The following is a 16518-nucleotide window of genomic DNA, read 5'->3' as shown; positions in this document are numbered from 1 at the left end:
ATGCCGGTTACCCTCAGGATGGCGTTGCTGGTCAACTCGCTGCCGTTGTCGCTGACCACTATCTTCGGCTTGCCGCGCTCCATCACCAGCCGGTCCAGCTCCCGCGCCACCCGGGTGCCGGAGAGTGAGGTGTCGGCCACCAGCGCCAGGCACTCGCGGGTGCAATCATCGATGGCGGTCAGGATACGGAAGCGGCGGCTATCGGTGAACTGATCCGACACGAAGCCGAGCGACCAGCGGTCGTTCGGCGCCATCGGCAACCGTCATCGGTGCCCGGGTTCCGATCGCCCGCTTGCGGCCGGGTGCGGCTGGTGCAAGCTGTTGATTCGTCTCGACAAGAGGGAATCGACGCCTTGCCTGGCCTCCACATCGCCGACTACCAGATGAGGCTGTACATGAACTACCGACTGACATTGTCCCCCGAGGCGGCCGCGGCCTAGGCGGGGTTCTCGAAAGCGACTGCGTATCGGATCGAGGGCGATTTGCGCCTGCCATCGCAGAAGAAGGCGCCGAGGGGCCGGCGACGGTCCGATCCGCTCGCGCCCTATTGGGACGCCGAGATCATCCCGATCCTAAAGGCTGCGCTCAGCATCCGCGTGATCGGCGTGCTGGACGAACTGCGCCGACGGCATCCCGACCTCAACCCCAACATCCGACGCACGCTGAGCGGCGCATCAATGCCTGGCGGGCGCTCAATGGGCCCGAACAAGACGTGATCTTCCGCCAGGAGCACGAGCCCGGCCGTCTGGGTCTGTCCGACTTTACCGACGTGAGCGCCCTCGGCATTACCATCGTGGGTGAGGCACTCGATCACCGGCTCTATCACTTCCGGCTGGCATTCTCGGGCTTCGAGCATGCCATGTCGTGCTCGACGGGAAAGCTTCATCGCCCTGGCCGAGGGCTTGCAGAACGCCCTGTGGGCGCTCGGCGGCGTTCCGCGGGAGCATCGCAGCGACAGCCTGTCGGCGGCATTCCGCAATCTGGCGGCCGACGCGCGGGAGGATCTGACACAGCGCTACGCCGCGCTGATGGGCCATTATGGCATGGCGCCAACGCGCAACAATGCGGGCATTGCACACGAGAACGGCTCGATCGAGAGCGCGCACGGTCATCTCAAACGAGCGCTGGAGGATGCGCTATTGCTGCGGGGCACACGCGACTTCGCCAGTCTCGATGCCTACCGGGCTTTTGTCGACGAGATTGTCGGCCGGCGCAACGCCAACCTCGCTAAGCGGATAGCGCTCGAGAAGGAAGCACTGGCGCCACTGCCAAAAGGCCTCACGACCGACTTCGAGGAGAAGGTGATCCCGGTGACGTCGTCAGGCGGCTTCATCCTGCGGCGCGTGTTCTACACCCTTCCTTCAAGACTGATTGGCCATCGGCTGCGTGTGCGCATCTTCGACGACCGGCTCGAATGCTTCCTCGGCGTCACGCCGGTCGGGACGCTGCGGCGCGGTCGGCCTGTGTCGGAGAGCCAGGGCGGCCATGTCGTTGATTGCCGGCACGTCACCATGCCCTGCGGCGCAAGCGGATGGCGCTCGTCAGCCTCGTCTATCGCGACCAGCTCTTCCCGCGCGCGGCTTACAAACGCCTGTTCGAGACCTTGCAGGAGCACGGTGACGACCGACGCGCCTGCAAGCTGACGATCGAACTTCTGGCGCTGGTCCACGAGCGAGCTTGCGAAGCCGAGCTCGCCAAGGCGATCGCGATCGATCTCGATGCCGGACGGTTACCCGATCTTGCCGCGCTGCGTGATCGCTTCCGACCCGAGGCGACCTCGATCCCAGTGTCGCCGTCAAGCTGGCACCGCTCGAGGTCTACGATGAGCTGGCCTCCGTCAGCATCGTGTCGGCCTACTCGAACTCGGGAGAAGCAGCATGACCAGCATAGCGACCTCCATCGATGCCGCCCGCGTCGAGCTGCTGCTCAATGAGTTGCGCCTGCCCGGCGTCAAGGCGATCTGGCCGAAGCTCGCCGCACAGTCGGACAAGGAAGGCTGGCCCGCCGCCCGCTTCCTTGCGGCCCTTGCCGAGCACGAGGCTGCGGATCGCACCCGCCGTCGCATCGAGCGACACATGGCGGAAGCGCGTTTACCCGCCGGCAAGACGCTCGCCACCTTCGAGTTCGAGAGCGTGCCTATGCTGTCAAAGGCACAGGCGATGGCGCTCGCCGCCGGCGACGTCTGGTTGAAGACCGGCGCCAATCTGCTGCTGTTCGGTCCACCCGGCGGAGGCAAAGACCCATCTCGGCGCAGCGATCGGCCTCGCTCTCGTCGAGAACGGTTGGCGCGTTCTCTTCGCACGCACCACCGATCTGGTGCAGCGGCTGCAGGTGGCGCGGCGCGAGCTGGCGCTGGAGTCCGCCGTCGCCAAACTCGACCGCTACGACCTCCTGATCCTCGACGACATCACATATGTGAGAGCAAGGATCAGGCGGAGACCAGCGTACTGTTCGAGCTGATCGCCACCCGCTACGAGCGACGCTCGCTGCTGATCACGGCCAATCAGCCGTTCGGCGAGTGGGGCCGTATCTTCCCCGAGCCGATGATTTCATGATGCCTCCTTCTTCGAACGCTTGGTGCGTCGCACCCGCTTGCGAAGCTGACTGATTTGTTCGTCTGAGAGCTCGATCTGCCATGGCCGGCCTTTGGCTAATTGACGACCTGCCAGCAATCGCGCGCAAGATAATCGAAGATTGTTTGCGGGGTTACTCCAAGCTCAGCCGCCGCGCCCTGAATCGAGAAGCTACCGTCGGGCCAGCGCATCGGATCCTTGTCCACGCCATTGATTTTGACGGTGGGAATGCCCCAGCGGGTACGCAGTACCCAGACGTTCTCGCCTTTGAAGGCGCAGCCTCGGGCCGCGACGAAGCCTTCCTGATTGAGTATTGCCGCGATCTCGGCATCCATTTTGTGTTCAGCATTCAACTCGACGATCCGTTGCCGCAACCGATCAATGTCGATGTAATTGCGGCAGGTGTGAACCCGCCGTTGAACGTGATGCTCGCTGGTTGCGCCGGTCTGCCAGACGATCTTGAGCCACACCTGACCTCGGGTCCGCTTCTGATCAAGAACGACTTCGCGGATGACAAATCGCAGAATGCGCTTGCGATCGGCGGCCGACGTGGTGGCTGCGTTCCAAATCCGCGGTAGGTTCTCGCCGAGCGCTTGTAGCCCTGCGCGCTCCGCCGGGCCAATCAGAAGCGGCTTTTGCGCGCGCCAGCGCGCATGCTGCTGCTCGACCGCCTCGACGACACGCAGCTTCTCTTCCCAAGCCCGCTCAAGTGAGCGCGCCACAAGACGGTTCTCAGGCTCTACGGCGTCATACTGACGCTGAGCGCGCTCGGCCTCGTAGCGGGCGCGTTCCACACGAAGCGCCCACTGGCGCTCGAGCTGACGGCTCGCCTGCTCCAGTTGGCCGGCCGCCGCGAGTGCGATCTCAATCTGATCCGGCACCAGGGCGTCGAGGACCACCCGCTCGACCAAGGCGTCAACGGCCAAGGCCCGGACTTCCTGGCACAGAACACTGCCTTGCTGGTCCCGATCCGACCGGCAGCAATAGACCGGATAGTCAGCATTCGGGCCCGTGTAGCGCATGCTCATGCGCCGTCCACAACGGCCGCAGATCGCAATTCCTTGTAACAGGGCTGCCCCCTTGCGCGGTACGCCAGCGTGTCCCGCTTCATAGCGGAAGACGTTATCTGCCAGTCGCCCCTGGTTGGCCATGAACTCCTTCCAGCTGATATAGCCTGGGTGAGCGGTGTGCAGGCAAACCGCCCAATCCGCGATCGCCACCTTGACCGTTCCCGTCAACGATCCCGGCCGGCATCGGCTCGGATCCTTTTGCCGGCGGCCATAAACATACGCCCCAGCATAAGCCGGATTTTGAAGGATACTAAGGACGCGTGCACTATCTGGCGCACGCCAGACGATCTCGTGTGGAGCTGGCCCAAGCAGCGGTCGAACCGGCAAGGACAATCCGTTCCGGTCCAAGTAACGCATCACACGGCGAGCGCTTTGCAGTTCCCGGAATTTGGCAAACACGAGATGAAGACGAGCCTGCACCTCCTCGTCGGGATTGAGAACAATTGTGCCCACTCGATCGTAGACGAGCCCGGCTGGTAGCGGCAGCCGCAGTTCGCCCCGCGCCGCCTTCTGGCGTTCCCCTTGGTGCAGGCGCATCCGAAGCTGATGCAACTCCGCCTCGCTCATGATGCCGGACAGGCCCAATAGCAGGCGGTCGTGGTAGGCGCGCGGATCATAAAGCCGCTCACCATCCGCAATGAGCACGCCGAATACCGAGCACAGTTCGAGAAGCTGTTGCCAGTCCCGGTTATTGCGGGCCAGCGAGAAGCGTCGAGACTCACCACAAGACCGGCGTTGCCAAGGCCGATCTCGGCAATGAGCTTCTGGAAACCATGACGATCCACGCCGCCAGCACCGGATTTGCCCAGATCCTCGTCAATCACCTGAACGCGCTCGGGCGGCCAACCCAGACCGATGGCACGATCGACAAGGCGGTACTGTAGCTCGGTGCTCTCCTGATGCTGGCGCACCTGGTTCACGGATGACTGCCGCACGTAGACACAGGCCAACTTGGCTCGGTGTGCGGTCGTGAGCCGCTCGTCAGGGATGTTCGAGCTGATCAGCACGACCCAGTCCCCTTCCGGGCGTGCCGGGGATCGCTCGCATTCGCCGCATCAGCGCGGCGATCGTTTGAGCAATCTGGGTTTGCGTCGCGGTCGATAGATTTGGCCACAGGCGCGGAATGCCAGCCGTCGGATGGCCGGGTGGATTTGCTAACGTCGGCAGGGGTCGATACGCAACGCGACCTGGAAGCGGTCGGTGGGTCAATCGCGAATCACCTTCTCGTCGAGAAAGCTCAGACTCGCGCTCAAATGTTGCATCAATGGGATCAGCGTACGTGCACTAACGCGCGGCAGATCGGCCGCGTCCGGGCGGGAAGTGATCGCCGTCTCGGCAAGGTCCGTCGACGCGATCCGAACCGCCCGCCGCCGTCCGTCCGGCAGCGCGACGACGACGTAGGCGGGACCACGCCCCGACCGCTCCTTTAGCACCTCAAGCCGGTGCCCAAATAGGAAATGATGCGGGTCAGTGATCGTGACGTGAGACACGACCCGCTCAAGAATAGGGGTACTCTGTCGTGTTCGGCGATCAAGCGATGACGCTGGCGGCCATCGATCGCCCGGTGCACCACGCCACGATCCTCGAGATGAACGTCGAGAGCTACCGTCGAAAAGTTGCCATCGACCGCAGGCGCGGTCCAGGCCGACCGCCCGTTCATGCCACTCCAAACGAGCTCGACAAAACCGTGATCGACGCTGGCGCTGCCGCTTGATTGTCGCCCAGCGTCAATCAAAGCTTGCCAAACCCGCGGCCGGCGTCAATTAGCTTCTCACTCGGCCGCCTCGTCTCATGTTGATTGTCGCGCCATATCCATCAGCCGCTGGGCGACAAAGCCGATCATCTCGCGCAACAGATCGGCATCAGGGGTCTTCTCCACGAACGTGCGCAGGTTCATCATATCGTCGGTCATCGGCGGTTCCTCGGTTGCGTTGACGTGTCGCAACCCGATCCTACCGGAGAACTGCCGGTGACCACCGCAAGGCCGCCCGCCCGCTACGCCGCTATTTGAGGACGCGCGTGCGGACGGCTTTGCTCTACCGAGCTACCATCACTGGGAACACGACCGCTTGTCGGCATCGCAGTGTCAAACGCGGCCGACTGCCCGCAGCAGGATGCTCTCGGCATGGCGCGCGTACAAAGCGTCGGCCGTGTCACGCAGCCGAGCGGCGTGTGCGGAGTCCCCGACATCGAAGCACGTAGGCAGGCAGTCGTTCCGAAAGCAACACGAGCAACCGACGCGAGTTACAGGCCTGAAAAGGCGCTAAGATGCGATTGTTGCATGGCGGAGCACGATTAGCGCGAGGGAGCGCAGGCCGATGGGACGAGCCAACGACGAAGTGAATTCGAAATACTGCACTGCGCCCCCGTTTCAACGGGCTTTCCGTTCCTTGTGAGAAGTGCGCTTAGATGCCGCGCCCGTGCCCACTCTGACAACTTGCTTTTCACGCGGCTCCGCTTCGTAATCGAGCCGAACGCGCCTGACGCCGAGGCCAGCAGGCATAGAGCCGAGCACCCGAAACCGATCAAGTTAGCGTACAAAGGCCTTCACGGCCTGTCGATGAACCTGATGCAACCTCCAAACCACCATTTCTTTCCAGTCCGACGCCTGGGGATAGTAGTGCGCCCTGGTGGCTCGACGGATCTCGCGACCAAGGTCCGAGTCAACTTCGTCAGGATGATAATTGAACAGCCAATGGTCTTGTCGCAGGACAGTTCGTCCACTCGGATAGGTCCCGAACTCCGGACCGATATAGATGCGGCGCTCGCCTAGAACCCGCTTCCAGAATGCGTCCTGCGTTCCCACAATCGCGGCCGATGATGAGTTCCCCAATTCAGGCGAAGTCACCGATGCGCCAAAGATTCGAATCGCCTTCTCATAGCCTTCACGTCCAGCGGTTTGTTCGGTTTGCAACTCGCCGTACCCATAGGGGCCTAGACCTGTATGGCAATCGACGATGAGGACCTCATCCCTACTTGCGACGTCATAGTCCGCTACGATCTGCTCGAGCGTGCGCCTTGCCTCGGTGGGTTCGGCGCCACCGTAAAACATGCCGCCAGGCCGTGTGTACTGGCCGCTCGTGTACGCAACGCGAAAGTTCGGCACGCCGTGCTTCGCCTGATAGGCGGCGATTGCGGCCTCGGCGCGCGCGATGCTCGCCTCCGAAACGTCCGCTGGAACGAGATGGTCGGCCAACTCCTCGTATCCAGGGTTCGCCGGAAGCGGTGCCGCAAAGTCGACGAAGTTTCGATTAAGGTCGACGCCTTCAGCCGTAACCCGACGGTCCCACGCAAAGCCGTAGCAATTCAGTGCGTGGATAATGAGCACTCCGGTTGATGGTGGAAGCTTCTCGTGGAAACCAGCCTCCAGGAAAAGGAGCTGGCCCGCAGATCCGCAGTAACCTTCCACCCCGTGTGTAGCGGATACTAAAACAACAAGGCGGCTTGCGTCTACAGGTCCAAAGTATGCTACATCAGTAAACAGCTCTTCACCCGCCGGTCCCGTTGAGCCGCATTTGTAAGGTCGCGACCCGGGAGCGCGCGAAAGAAATTTCCGTCGCGCGTCATCGTACGTGTCGGAAAAAACTATTGCCGCAGTCTGCGCCGCAACGTCGAGATTCATGTACGCTCCTTTATTCCTGTCTTTTGATCTGGGCAGATCACGCTTTGAATGCTGGGCCGCGCCGAGCTGGTACGTGCGAGTTTTGTGATGGCGGCATCTTGGACGCTGGTGCCGATAAGATCCGCGGTCGCAATTTGACGTTCGCTCGCGCCTCCCGCTCGCAGCTATTTCCTCGAGCTATGAGAAATTAACATCGTCCGGTAGAACGCCGCCGACAATAGCGTGGCGCACCCAACCAATGCGCCGTATTTGCGGCAGACTGTCTGCGAGATACAGGTCGGCGCGAGAAATGATGACTGGTTCGATCTCGTTTTTCCGTTCGGCGCCTAATCCTATCGCTGGCACATACTGCCTAAGCTTCGGCCAAGCCGCGCTTAGAATGGGCGCTTAGCTGGCGGGGTTAACCTCGATCATGCGTTATCTCTCCTCAAACTCGAACCGCACGCCAGGTTTCCAAGCACCTTGGGTTCCGTACCAATCCGCTTGACGCTGGTGCAACCACGCGCCGGCGGCAAGGCGAAGATTTGTGTCAAACTTGCCGTAGCAATGCCGCACGCCGTCTGGGGCCAAATAACAATCGGAGTGTAAATGACTGCTGATCGTGGAAGACGGCGAAGAAGCTCACTAACCCAAAGAATTGCCGCGCACTGACAGCGATTCGTGCAGATTTAGCTCGTCCATCCATGGCGGAAGCCGGCCCCTTCTCCCCTACGCATAGCGACCAAATGAGTCAGCCTGAACTTGGCCGATCTTCGTTGCGGAGGTCGTCGGCCTGAGCGGAAACCTCCACAACGCCGAACGTGCATTTGGTGAGCAAAGTCCTGTCGCTTTGCCTGACGACGCGTTCATTCCCTTCCGAGACAATATTGACTGTGCCGCTGAAATCAATATGGACGCACGTCATGCAACCGGCGGCTAGCTTCGCGACGCACGAGTACGAGGTGGGCCATGCTGCACACCGGTACGCGCCATTTTCTTCACTAAGAGTTGTGACGACGACCGCAAGCGGGTTTCTCCAAGCTTAGGATTTCGGTCGCGAGAACGGATGAAGATGTTGATCCGATTCCGAGCGAGGCGCAACGACCTTCCGTCGGTTGTGCGTTGCGGCGCTCCGCACCGGCAGATTCAGCGGTTAAATCGATGGCCCACATTTCAGTCCAAAGCTCCATTCACGCGCGCACAGGGACCCGCGATGCCGTTCACCTGCCGGCCCAGTTTGCGCTCTAACGTAGGTATCCACTGCACGAACTGAAATCCAACGCCGTCGTCGATCATGGCGAAGTGGGCCGGAGGCAAGCGATACTGTTCTCCCTTCTCGGCGGGTAAATGCGCCGCCCCTTTCGAAGGCCAACCGCCGGCGCACCGTGTCGACTTCGCGAGTGCGCAGTGTACTGATCAAGTTCCGGCCGAGAGTCAGCTTGCCTCCCGCTCGCCGAGCGCGCGCAATCGCGACTCCGCGTCCGCGGACAGCACCCAGCGCAAGGACCCGGCAACGCACTGCCAGGCCCCGCCACTCCAGCGTCCTATCCCGCAAATCCGAAACTCCCGCAACTGGTCGGCCCCCGGTATCCGATTCGGCCTCAGATCGATCACCCCGTCCGTCCCACCTGCCTCTCGGGCCAGTGCCCGATCAAGCCGTATCCGGCGATCGGCGGGCGCTTTCGCTTCGAAGTTTTGGCGAGTTTCGAACTCTGAAGGCGGGCCGAGTTCGCGGATCATACGTCGCCAGCGCGCGCTCGTAAGCCCGTTGAGATATAGTCAGACGAGGTCGTTTTCCTCATCCGCCGACCGCCTTCTGAGCAGCCATGAGTTGCCTGCGCTAGAAGGTGTTTTGTCCATGGCGCACGTGCCGAGCGGATGCGGCCTGGACGAATAGCCCGCAAATCATCGTTACCGGTCATCGTGCGCCTCGCGGGCGTACCAAAAGCTGAGCTACAATAAAGCGTTGCCGAAAATCGCCAATTGTGTCTGATATTCGCAATGTCGCGTGTCCCATCGAGGGACGCCAAGTTTCGTTGCCGACCACGGCATCGCGCGGCTATACGGAGGATGTTCGCAGCTTCCGGCTCTATGAAGGCACCGCCATGATCACAGCTGGGTAGTGCGGTTAGCCTCACACGGCCCCTCTAGCCTCAGGTCCTCACCCTTTTGATAAACTTCTCTGCTCGCTCCTGATCGCCCGCGGTGATTGACCTGAGCCCCAACTTTCATCCGCCGACAAGTAGAGTCCCGGTGACATTTGAGCCCAAGGGGCTCGGTGGAGCAACGGGGCGGGGCGCGGAGCCCCCGGCGTAGCGCAGCGCGCCGCACCGTTGCGGTCGGCAAATTCGCTCGGTGTGAGATCGCCGAGCGCACTGTGCGGGCGAACGTTATTGTAATCGTCCATCCACGTGGCCAGCACGGCGCGAGCCTGCGCAAGCGACATGAACAGCGTCTCGTTGAGGAGCTCGTCGCGTAGCCGGCCGTTGAAGCTCTCGATGAATGCGTTCTGGGTCGGCTTGCCGGGCGCAATGTAATGCCACTCGATCCGCACCTCCTGGCACCAGCGCAGGACCGCCATGCCGGTCAGCTCGGTGCCGTTGTCGGAGACGCACATCACCGGACGGCCGCGCCGGGTCATGATGGCCTCGAGCTCGCGCACCACCCGCAGGCCCGGCAACGAGGTGTCTGCGATCAGCGCCAGGCATTCCCGGGTGAAGTCATCGACTACCGCAAGGATGCGGAAGCGACGCCCATCGGTGAAAGCATCCGACAGGAAGTCGAGGCTCCAGCGCTGGTTCGGCCCCTGCGGGATCGTCAGCGGTGCCCGTGTGCCAAGCGCCCGCTTGCGCCCGCCGCGCCGGCGCACCTGCAGCCGTTCCTCGCGATAGAGACGGCGGAACTTCTTGTGGTTCATGGTCAGACCCTCGCGGCGCATCAGGACGAGCAGACGGCGGTAGCCGAAGCGGCGGCGGACGGCCGCCAACTCGCGTAAGCGCGCCCGCACGGCGGCGTCATCTGCGCGCCGGCTCCGATAGCGGAACGAGGTGCGATCCAATCCGATCACTGCACACGCCCGCCGCTCGCTCACCTCGAACGCCTTTTGCAGATGAACGACGGCCTCTCGCCTGGCGGCGGGCGTCACCATTTTTTTGATGCGACGTCCTTGAGCATGGCGTTGTCGAGCATCGCCTCGGCCAGCAGCTTCTTCAGCCTGGCATTCTCGTCCTCCAGTGCCTTCAGCCGCTTGGCGTCCGAGACTTCCAGCCCGCCGTACTTCGCCTTCCACTTGTAGAACGTCGCACTGCTGACGCCGTACCTACGGCAGACGTCGGCGGTCGCGGCCCCAGCTTCCTGCTCGCGCAGGATCGCGATGATCTGCTCTTCCGTGAACCGGCCCTTCTTCATCGTCCATCCCCCAACTCGGGTTATGGACTCTACCCATTTTTGGAGGAGATTGCGGGGCTCAGGTCAAGCTGAATAAGACGCGAAATTCGTCGACTGCATCTGATATGGGAGCCAATGTGAAAAGAGCTCCTGGGCTCACAACTTGGTAACGCATCGAGTACAGATGTGGATTTCGGTTCAAATGAGTCAGTGACGGAAAAATTTACGAACGCAAATCGGTTGAGAGATATGCAAGTCAATCCTCCGACGGAGTCTCAATTGGGACAGCAAAGCCCGCCTTTACTCGGTCCATTATGACCATCGTCTTGACCGCCTTAATGTCGGAGTTCTCATAGAAAAATCGCCTGGTGAACTGCTCGTAGTCTTCCATGGTGCGCGCAGTAATGTAGAGGACGAAATCAGCGTCCCCGGTGACGTAAAATCCATTGACGACTTCAGCTGACGATTTGATGGCCTTCTTGAACCTATCGATTATATCGGAACGCTCCCGCTCCAGGCTCACTAGCACAAGCATTTGTATCGGCCTCCCTACCGCCTTCGGCGAAACGATCGAGACATCTGCCTCGATGATGCCTTCCGAACGGAGTCTCTTCAGTCGCCGTTGACACGCGGTAGCCGAAAGTCCTGCCATTTCGCCGATGACCTCGGAAGTTAGACGATTGTTCTTTTGAACGATCTCGAGGATACGGGCATCTATTCGATCGTATTGCATAGTCGGCCCCACGGTTGATATGCGTTTCCTCGCCAGTGTCCTGTGTGTTGCAGGAAATCCTCTCAACGCCAGGAAAATGCGACGCAAATGTTTAGTCAATCCCAGTATCCTGATTGCCTAGCCAATTTCAACAGATGACTGCGTGGGACGTCCAAATGGCCATTCAGACTATTCGGCACACAACTCCGCATTTGGTCGGTCTTGCGAGCAGGCATCTGCAAAATCTAAGCCGTCGCGATTTTGTCGCAGGAGCCGCGCTCATCGACGGCTGCTGGACTGCGGGCGAAGAAAGAGACGTTGTGCTCGATCCGGCTACTGGGGAGGAGATTGGGGATGTCGTCCATTGTGGTGCCGCGGATATGAATCTGGCGATCGCGGCAGCCGAACGATCGTTTCATGATTGGCGAGAAATGTTGCCCCAGCGGCGTGGCGCGATCCTTAGGTCTTGGGCGTCACTGATGCGCGACCACTCGGAGGAGCTTGCCGTCTTGGTGACGAGCGAGCAGGGTAAGCCACTCGCTGAAGCCCGTTACGAAATTGCGTATGGTGCTGGATTTCTCGAGTGGTTCGCTGCAGAGGGTGAGCGCGCATATGGAGAGACGATCCCGAGTCACAAACCTGGAAGTCTGCTTCATGTACGAATGCAGCCAGTTGGAGTCGCAGCGGCTATCACGCCGTGGAATTTTCCTGTTGCCATGATGACACGAAAAGCTGGAGCGGCTCTTGCAGCCGGTTGTCCGATCATTGTGAAGCCTGCTCCCGAGACTCCGCTCTCTGCGCTTGCCGTCGCGAGGTTGGCCGAGGAGGCCGGGCTCCCGCGCGGCGTACTTCAAGTACTCGTCGGTGATCCGATCGAACTCTCGACGCCGTTGTTGGGCGATACGAGAGTGCGGGCTCTTTCGTTCACGGGGTCTACGCAAGTGGGGCGCCTGCTTCTGGAAGGGGCGGCGGTGACGGTGAAGAAAGTTTCTCTCGAACTGGGAGGTCATGCCCCTTTTCTCATTTTTGACGACGTCGATCTTGATAAGGCTGTCAAAGGGGCAATGGACGCAAAATTTGCTACGTCGGGTCAAGACTGTTTGGCTGCTAACCGCATCTACGTACAGAAGGGCATCTATGCTCCCTTCGTTGAAGCGTTTGCTGCGGCAATGGCTCAACTCAAAGTCGGTCATGGTCTGGAACCTGCGACGAATATCGGGCCAATGACGAAGTTGTCCGTCGCCAACAAGTGCAGGGCCCAAATCGATGATGCGGCGGCAAGGGGGGCGCGGGTGACTACCGCAAAGCAAGATCAGAGCCTAGGGCGCAACTTCGTCCCTCCAACACTGTTAAGTGACGTCACAGACGACATGCTCATTGCCCGGGAGGAGACGTTTGGCCCGGTGGCCGCAGTACTTCCATTCGACTCTGAAGATGAAGTCCTTGCGCGTGCCAATGCCAGCGAAATGGGGTTGGCTGCGTACGTCTATACGGACAACCTGCGTCGAGCGCTTCGACTTTCTGAGAAAATCGAGTGCGGCATGGTTGGTGTCAATACGGCATCCTTCACGGGGCCACCCATTCCGTTCGGAGGATGGAAGCAATCAGGTATCGGTCGCGAAGGTTCGCGACACGGCATCGAGGAATACATGGAATTGAAATATGTTTGCTTCGGCGATTTGGCCGCTTAGGAGACCGGTATGACTGACATTAAGACCATCGCTAGGCTTGATCGCGCGAGTGTTCTGCATCCTTTCACCCAGCTCAAGGAATTTGCGAGTGGCAAGATCGGTGATCCCACGATCGTCAGCGGGGGTAAGGGTATCCGAATCCAGGACGCGCAGGGGCGTAGTTACATCGACGGCTTTGCTGGCCTCTACTGTGTCAACATCGGATATGGCCGCACCGAAGTGGCCGAGGCTATCGCGCGGCAAGCTTATAAGTTGGCATATTACCATACATATGCCGCCCACACGACGGAAGAGCTGGCGATCCTGTCGGACCGTCTCATCCGGATGGCGCCTGGTAAGCCAAGCAAAGTATTTTTTGGGTTGTCCGGATCAGACGCCAACGAGACGCAAGCTAAGCTTGTTTGGTATTACAACAATCTACGGGGCCAGCCCAAAAAGAAGAAGATCATCTCGCGCGAGCGCGGCTACCACGGCTGCTCAGTAGTCTCTGGTTCGATGACTGGTATGTCGTTCTACCACGATCATATGGACCTCCCGTTTCCAGGCATCTTGCACACAGGCGCACCGCACCACTATTGGGGAGCGGAGCCAGGCGAAACTGAAGAATCCTTTTCTCGCCGCCGTGCAGCCGAGCTTGAGCAGTTGATCGTTCGAGAAGGACCGGAAACGGTTGGTGCCTTCATTGCTGAGCCGGTGTTAGGTACAGGAGGGATTACACCTCCGCCTACCGGCTACTGGCGGGAAATTCAGGCCGTGCTCCGGCGCTACGACGTTCTTCTGATCGCTGACGAGGTGATTTGTGGGTTCGGCCGAACCGGCGCGGACTTCGGCAGCACACTCTACGGGATCGAGCCCGACCTGGTGACAGTCGCCAAAGGTCTGACATCTGGCTATATGCCGCTCTCCGGAGCGATTGTCGGAGAGAAGGTTTACGCGGTTATGGAGGAAGCAGCGGATCGAGTGGGGGCATTCTCTCATGGATATACCTATTCCGGCCATCCGATCGCGGCTGCTGCTGCCAATGCGGTTCTTGATATTGTCGAGAAGGAGCGACTAAGCGATCGGTCGAGAATCGTCGGCTCGCACTTCAATAGGCGACTCAAGGAGCGGTTCGCTCAGTTGCAGATTGTCGGAGAGGTCAGAGGCGTGGGGCTACTGGGCGCTGTTGAGTTCGTTGCCGATCGCCAGACGAAACGGCGATTTGATCCGCAGCTGAAGGTGGGCGCCCGTATTTCGAAGGCTGCTCGTGATCGGGGGCTTATTGTGCGAGCAATGCCGCATGGAGATATTCTTGGTTTTGCTCCGCCTCTCGTTGTATCCGAAAGTCAGATAGATGAGATTGTTGACCTGGCGTATCAGGCGACCAAGCAGGTAATGGACGAGCTTGCGAGACAATCAGCAATCGCCTGAGGTGGACACTCATGTGCGGAGGCGGAGACGTCAAACTCGTGTGCGGTGCTAGGCTCGTGCCCTTGCCGATGCATTCGAGCTCGGGCGCGGAAAGAATGGGCCTTGTGTCTCCTCTGACGCTACCCTTGGTGGATCAGCGCGGCGGTTGAGCGCAACGCCTGCGAAGCAGCGTCTGGCCGATCTGTGATCTTGCGAATGTCCCGGCTGAGATGGGCAAACCAGGTCTGCAAGCTGCCGCAATTTCGATGTCGCGCTCAAATCCCCCAGGAACCGACTATGAACGCTATCCGAATTGATGGAAAGGCTATCGCCGAGGATCTTCGGGCTCGCGTCGCGCGCGATGTGGCGTTGCTGCAGGCCGAATGGAATGTCACTCCGGGATTGGCCGTGGTGCTAGTCGGCAAGGATCCGGCCAGCTCGGTTTACGTGAAGACGAAGGCTAGACAGGCGCAGGCGGTAGGGTTCAAGTCTCAACAATTCCTGCTGCCGGGCAGTGTTGGTGAAGCCGAGCTGCTAGAATTAATCGGAAACCTTAACGCTGACAAATCGATCGACGGCATTCTCGTTCAGCTTCCGCTGCCGGAGCATATCGACCGTTGGCGCGTGCTGGAGGCCATTCATCCAGCAAAGGATGTTGACGGCTTTCATCCCTACAACGTTGGAAGACTGGCAGCGGGTCGACCAGCTCTCGCGCCGTGTACTCCGCTTGGGGTTGTCCATCTCATCAAGAGCGTCGTGAGTGACTTGAGCGGGCTTGACGTTGTGGTAATTGGTCGCTCGAATATCGTCGGAAAGCCGCTGGCCCTTCTGCTTGGCGATGCCGGATGCACCGTGACAGGTGCGCAGCTCCAGACGCGAAACCTGCCGGGCCTCTGTCGAGAGGCGGACGTTGTCGTTGCTGCCGCTGGTTGCGCGGAATTGGTCCGGGGCGATTGGCTCAAGCCAGGCGCGATTGTCATTGATGTCGGCATTAATCGTACGACCGATTCGACCGGCGCTGCCAAACTCATCGGAGATGTCGCTTTCGTCGAAGCGAGCAAACGCGCTAGCTACATCACGCCGGTGCCTGGCGGTGTCGGGCCCATGACTGTCGCTTACTTGCTCGCGAACACCGTCAATGCGGCAGTCTCTCGCCGAGGTTTATCGCTGGTTAAGAATCCCGAGGCATCCCGCCCTTGCTCTTGCCTCCACCAGCTAGATCGTTCGGCTGATCTCCAGCGGGCAACTTAGAAGGGACCTGCGCGTCACCGCCCTTTTACTAGGGGTTATGCACTCGCTCTGCGCTTAACCGGAGGGAGGCCGCGAGCAAATGACGATGCGCCGATCCGCTGACCGGATCAGCGGACGCATCGGCGCATTTGCGGATCGCTCGGCGCAAGTCCCAGCAAGGTCTCAGCAGGCTCCATGCCAAACAGTCAGGGTTTCGCCGCGACGCTTTCTCAATGCAGCGCGGAGGAGGGCGGTGCGCCTCGATCTGGCCGCGTAGCATGGCTACGGATTCTGCTTCAATGACCCGACCCAGCGCGCGTACTGCCGTAGCGACCGCTATCCTCACATCGGGATACTTGGTCGGAGTCACCGCGTCGCGTTCGGGCAGTTTTCAAGAGCGTGCCACTTCATGCAATCAAGCACCGGCTCAAGAAAGTCGAGCTCGCAACGGCACTGAAAACGCCGTCACCAAGTCGGTACCAAGGTTTGAGAACGCAAAAGCTTCACGTTTTGCGATCAGGCGCAGAATTTCTGTACCGAAGCGGTCTATATTGAACAAATTCAGATCAATGGTCCGGTACTATTCGTGAGAAGAAGAACTTTCCGGTTGACCAACGTCACGGAAATCGAATCGCGCCGCAGGAGATCGATTTGAATTTTGCCATAGGTCCGTAAAGCCCACACGCTCTCGCACATGGCTCATTGGTAAGCGGCACTAACTATCAGTCGCTACAATTGCGCCAAGGCGCTCGATATCGCGCCAATGGTTCATGGCATGCACGGCGGAAACCGCACCCCGATCAAGTATCTCGTGATGCGTAACCGCTAATCTCCAAACGATTTCCATGTGCTGATTCCTGGGCTG

9 protein-coding genes and 5 pseudogenes are annotated in these 16518 nt (G+C 60.1%); 6 read left to right on the top strand and 8 right to left on the bottom strand.

Annotated elements, in window-relative coordinates; all coding sequences use genetic code 11:
• Nucleotides 1–11: 11 nt before the first annotated feature.
• Nucleotides 12–300, bottom strand: a pseudogene (locus ACE10Z_RS35050) (DDE-type integrase/transposase/recombinase); the annotation flags it as partial.
• A gap of 83 nt (nt 301–383) precedes the next feature.
• Here ACE10Z_RS35050 and istA point away from each other — a divergent pair.
• Both istA and istB read left to right on the top strand, forming a co-directional pair.
• Nucleotides 384–1881, top strand: a pseudogene (gene istA, locus ACE10Z_RS35045) (IS21 family transposase).
• Nucleotides 1878–2552: pseudogene (istB, locus tag ACE10Z_RS35040) on the top strand (IS21-like element helper ATPase IstB); the annotation flags it as partial. The pseudogenes istA and istB, both read left to right, overlap by 4 nt.
• 98 nt (nt 2553–2650) lie before the next feature.
• On the opposite strand, the gene ACE10Z_RS35035 reads toward istB, so the two are convergent.
• The 3 genes from ACE10Z_RS35035 to ACE10Z_RS35025 all read right to left on the bottom strand — a co-directional run bounded on the left by ACE10Z_RS35035 (nt 2651) and on the right by ACE10Z_RS35025 (nt 5133).
• Nucleotides 2651–4288, bottom strand: coding sequence for a recombinase family protein (locus tag ACE10Z_RS35035; RefSeq protein WP_375784846.1), 1638 nt, complete (start codon nt 4286–4288; stop codon nt 2651–2653).
• Entirely contained in the window at nt 4207–4650 is a 444-nt protein-coding gene (locus tag ACE10Z_RS35030; RefSeq protein ID WP_375784845.1) for a hypothetical protein, read from the bottom strand. Before ACE10Z_RS35030 ends, ACE10Z_RS35035 begins: the two co-directional genes overlap by 82 nt.
• A gap of 198 nt (nt 4651–4848) precedes the next feature.
• Entirely contained in the window at nt 4849–5133 is a 285-nt protein-coding gene (locus tag ACE10Z_RS35025; RefSeq protein ID WP_375784844.1) for a hypothetical protein, read from the bottom strand.
• A 29-nt stretch (nt 5134–5162) separates the two neighbouring features.
• Here ACE10Z_RS35025 and ACE10Z_RS35020 point away from each other — a divergent pair.
• Nucleotides 5163–5357 (top strand): annotated as a pseudogene (locus ACE10Z_RS35020) (ATP-binding protein); the annotation flags it as partial.
• 75 nt (nt 5358–5432) lie between these two features.
• Here the strand turns inward: ACE10Z_RS35020 and ACE10Z_RS35015 are convergent.
• From ACE10Z_RS35015 to ACE10Z_RS35000, 4 genes and pseudogenes are all read right to left on the bottom strand, one after another.
• On the bottom strand, nt 5433–5555 hold the full coding sequence (locus ACE10Z_RS35015; RefSeq protein ID WP_375790121.1) for a hypothetical protein: 123 nt from the start codon (nt 5553–5555) through the stop codon (nt 5433–5435).
• Nucleotides 5556–6173: 618 nt separating this feature from the next.
• Nucleotides 6174–7265 carry a DUF2817 domain-containing protein gene (locus ACE10Z_RS35010; protein ID WP_375784843.1) on the bottom strand — a complete coding sequence of 364 codons (1092 nt, stop codon included), beginning with the start codon at nt 7263–7265 and terminating at the stop codon, nt 6174–6176.
• A gap of 2278 nt (nt 7266–9543) precedes the next feature.
• Nucleotides 9544–10652, bottom strand: a pseudogene (locus ACE10Z_RS35005) (IS3 family transposase); the annotation flags it as partial.
• Between the two features lie 235 nt (nt 10653–10887).
• Nucleotides 10888–11364, bottom strand: a complete 477-nt coding sequence (locus ACE10Z_RS35000) for an Lrp/AsnC family transcriptional regulator (protein WP_375789995.1) — start codon at nt 11362–11364, stop codon at nt 10888–10890.
• A 191-nt stretch (nt 11365–11555) separates the two neighbouring features.
• Between ACE10Z_RS35000 and ACE10Z_RS34995 the strand changes: the two genes are divergently transcribed.
• The 3 genes from ACE10Z_RS34995 to folD all read left to right on the top strand — a co-directional run bounded on the left by ACE10Z_RS34995 (nt 11556) and on the right by folD (nt 15674).
• Complete coding sequence (locus tag ACE10Z_RS34995; RefSeq protein WP_375789994.1) at nt 11556–13034, top strand: NAD-dependent succinate-semialdehyde dehydrogenase; 1479 nt, start codon at nt 11556–11558, stop codon at nt 13032–13034.
• A gap of 9 nt (nt 13035–13043) precedes the next feature.
• Nucleotides 13044–14444 (top strand): aminotransferase, encoded by a 1401-nt coding sequence (locus ACE10Z_RS34990; protein ID WP_375784842.1) that lies wholly within the window; start codon nt 13044–13046, stop codon nt 14442–14444.
• A 276-nt stretch (nt 14445–14720) separates the two neighbouring features.
• Nucleotides 14721–15674, top strand: a complete 954-nt coding sequence (gene folD, locus ACE10Z_RS34985) for a bifunctional methylenetetrahydrofolate dehydrogenase/methenyltetrahydrofolate cyclohydrolase FolD (RefSeq protein WP_375784841.1) — start codon at nt 14721–14723, stop codon at nt 15672–15674.
• The last annotated feature ends 844 nt before the right edge of the window (nt 15675–16518 follow it).

Source organism: Bradyrhizobium sp. Pha-3 (genome assembly GCF_042258615.1).
Lineage (GTDB): Bacteria > Pseudomonadota > Alphaproteobacteria > Rhizobiales > Xanthobacteraceae > Bradyrhizobium.
Note: the sequence above shows the minus strand (reverse complement) of the source record. Positions and strands in the feature narration are given on the sequence as shown.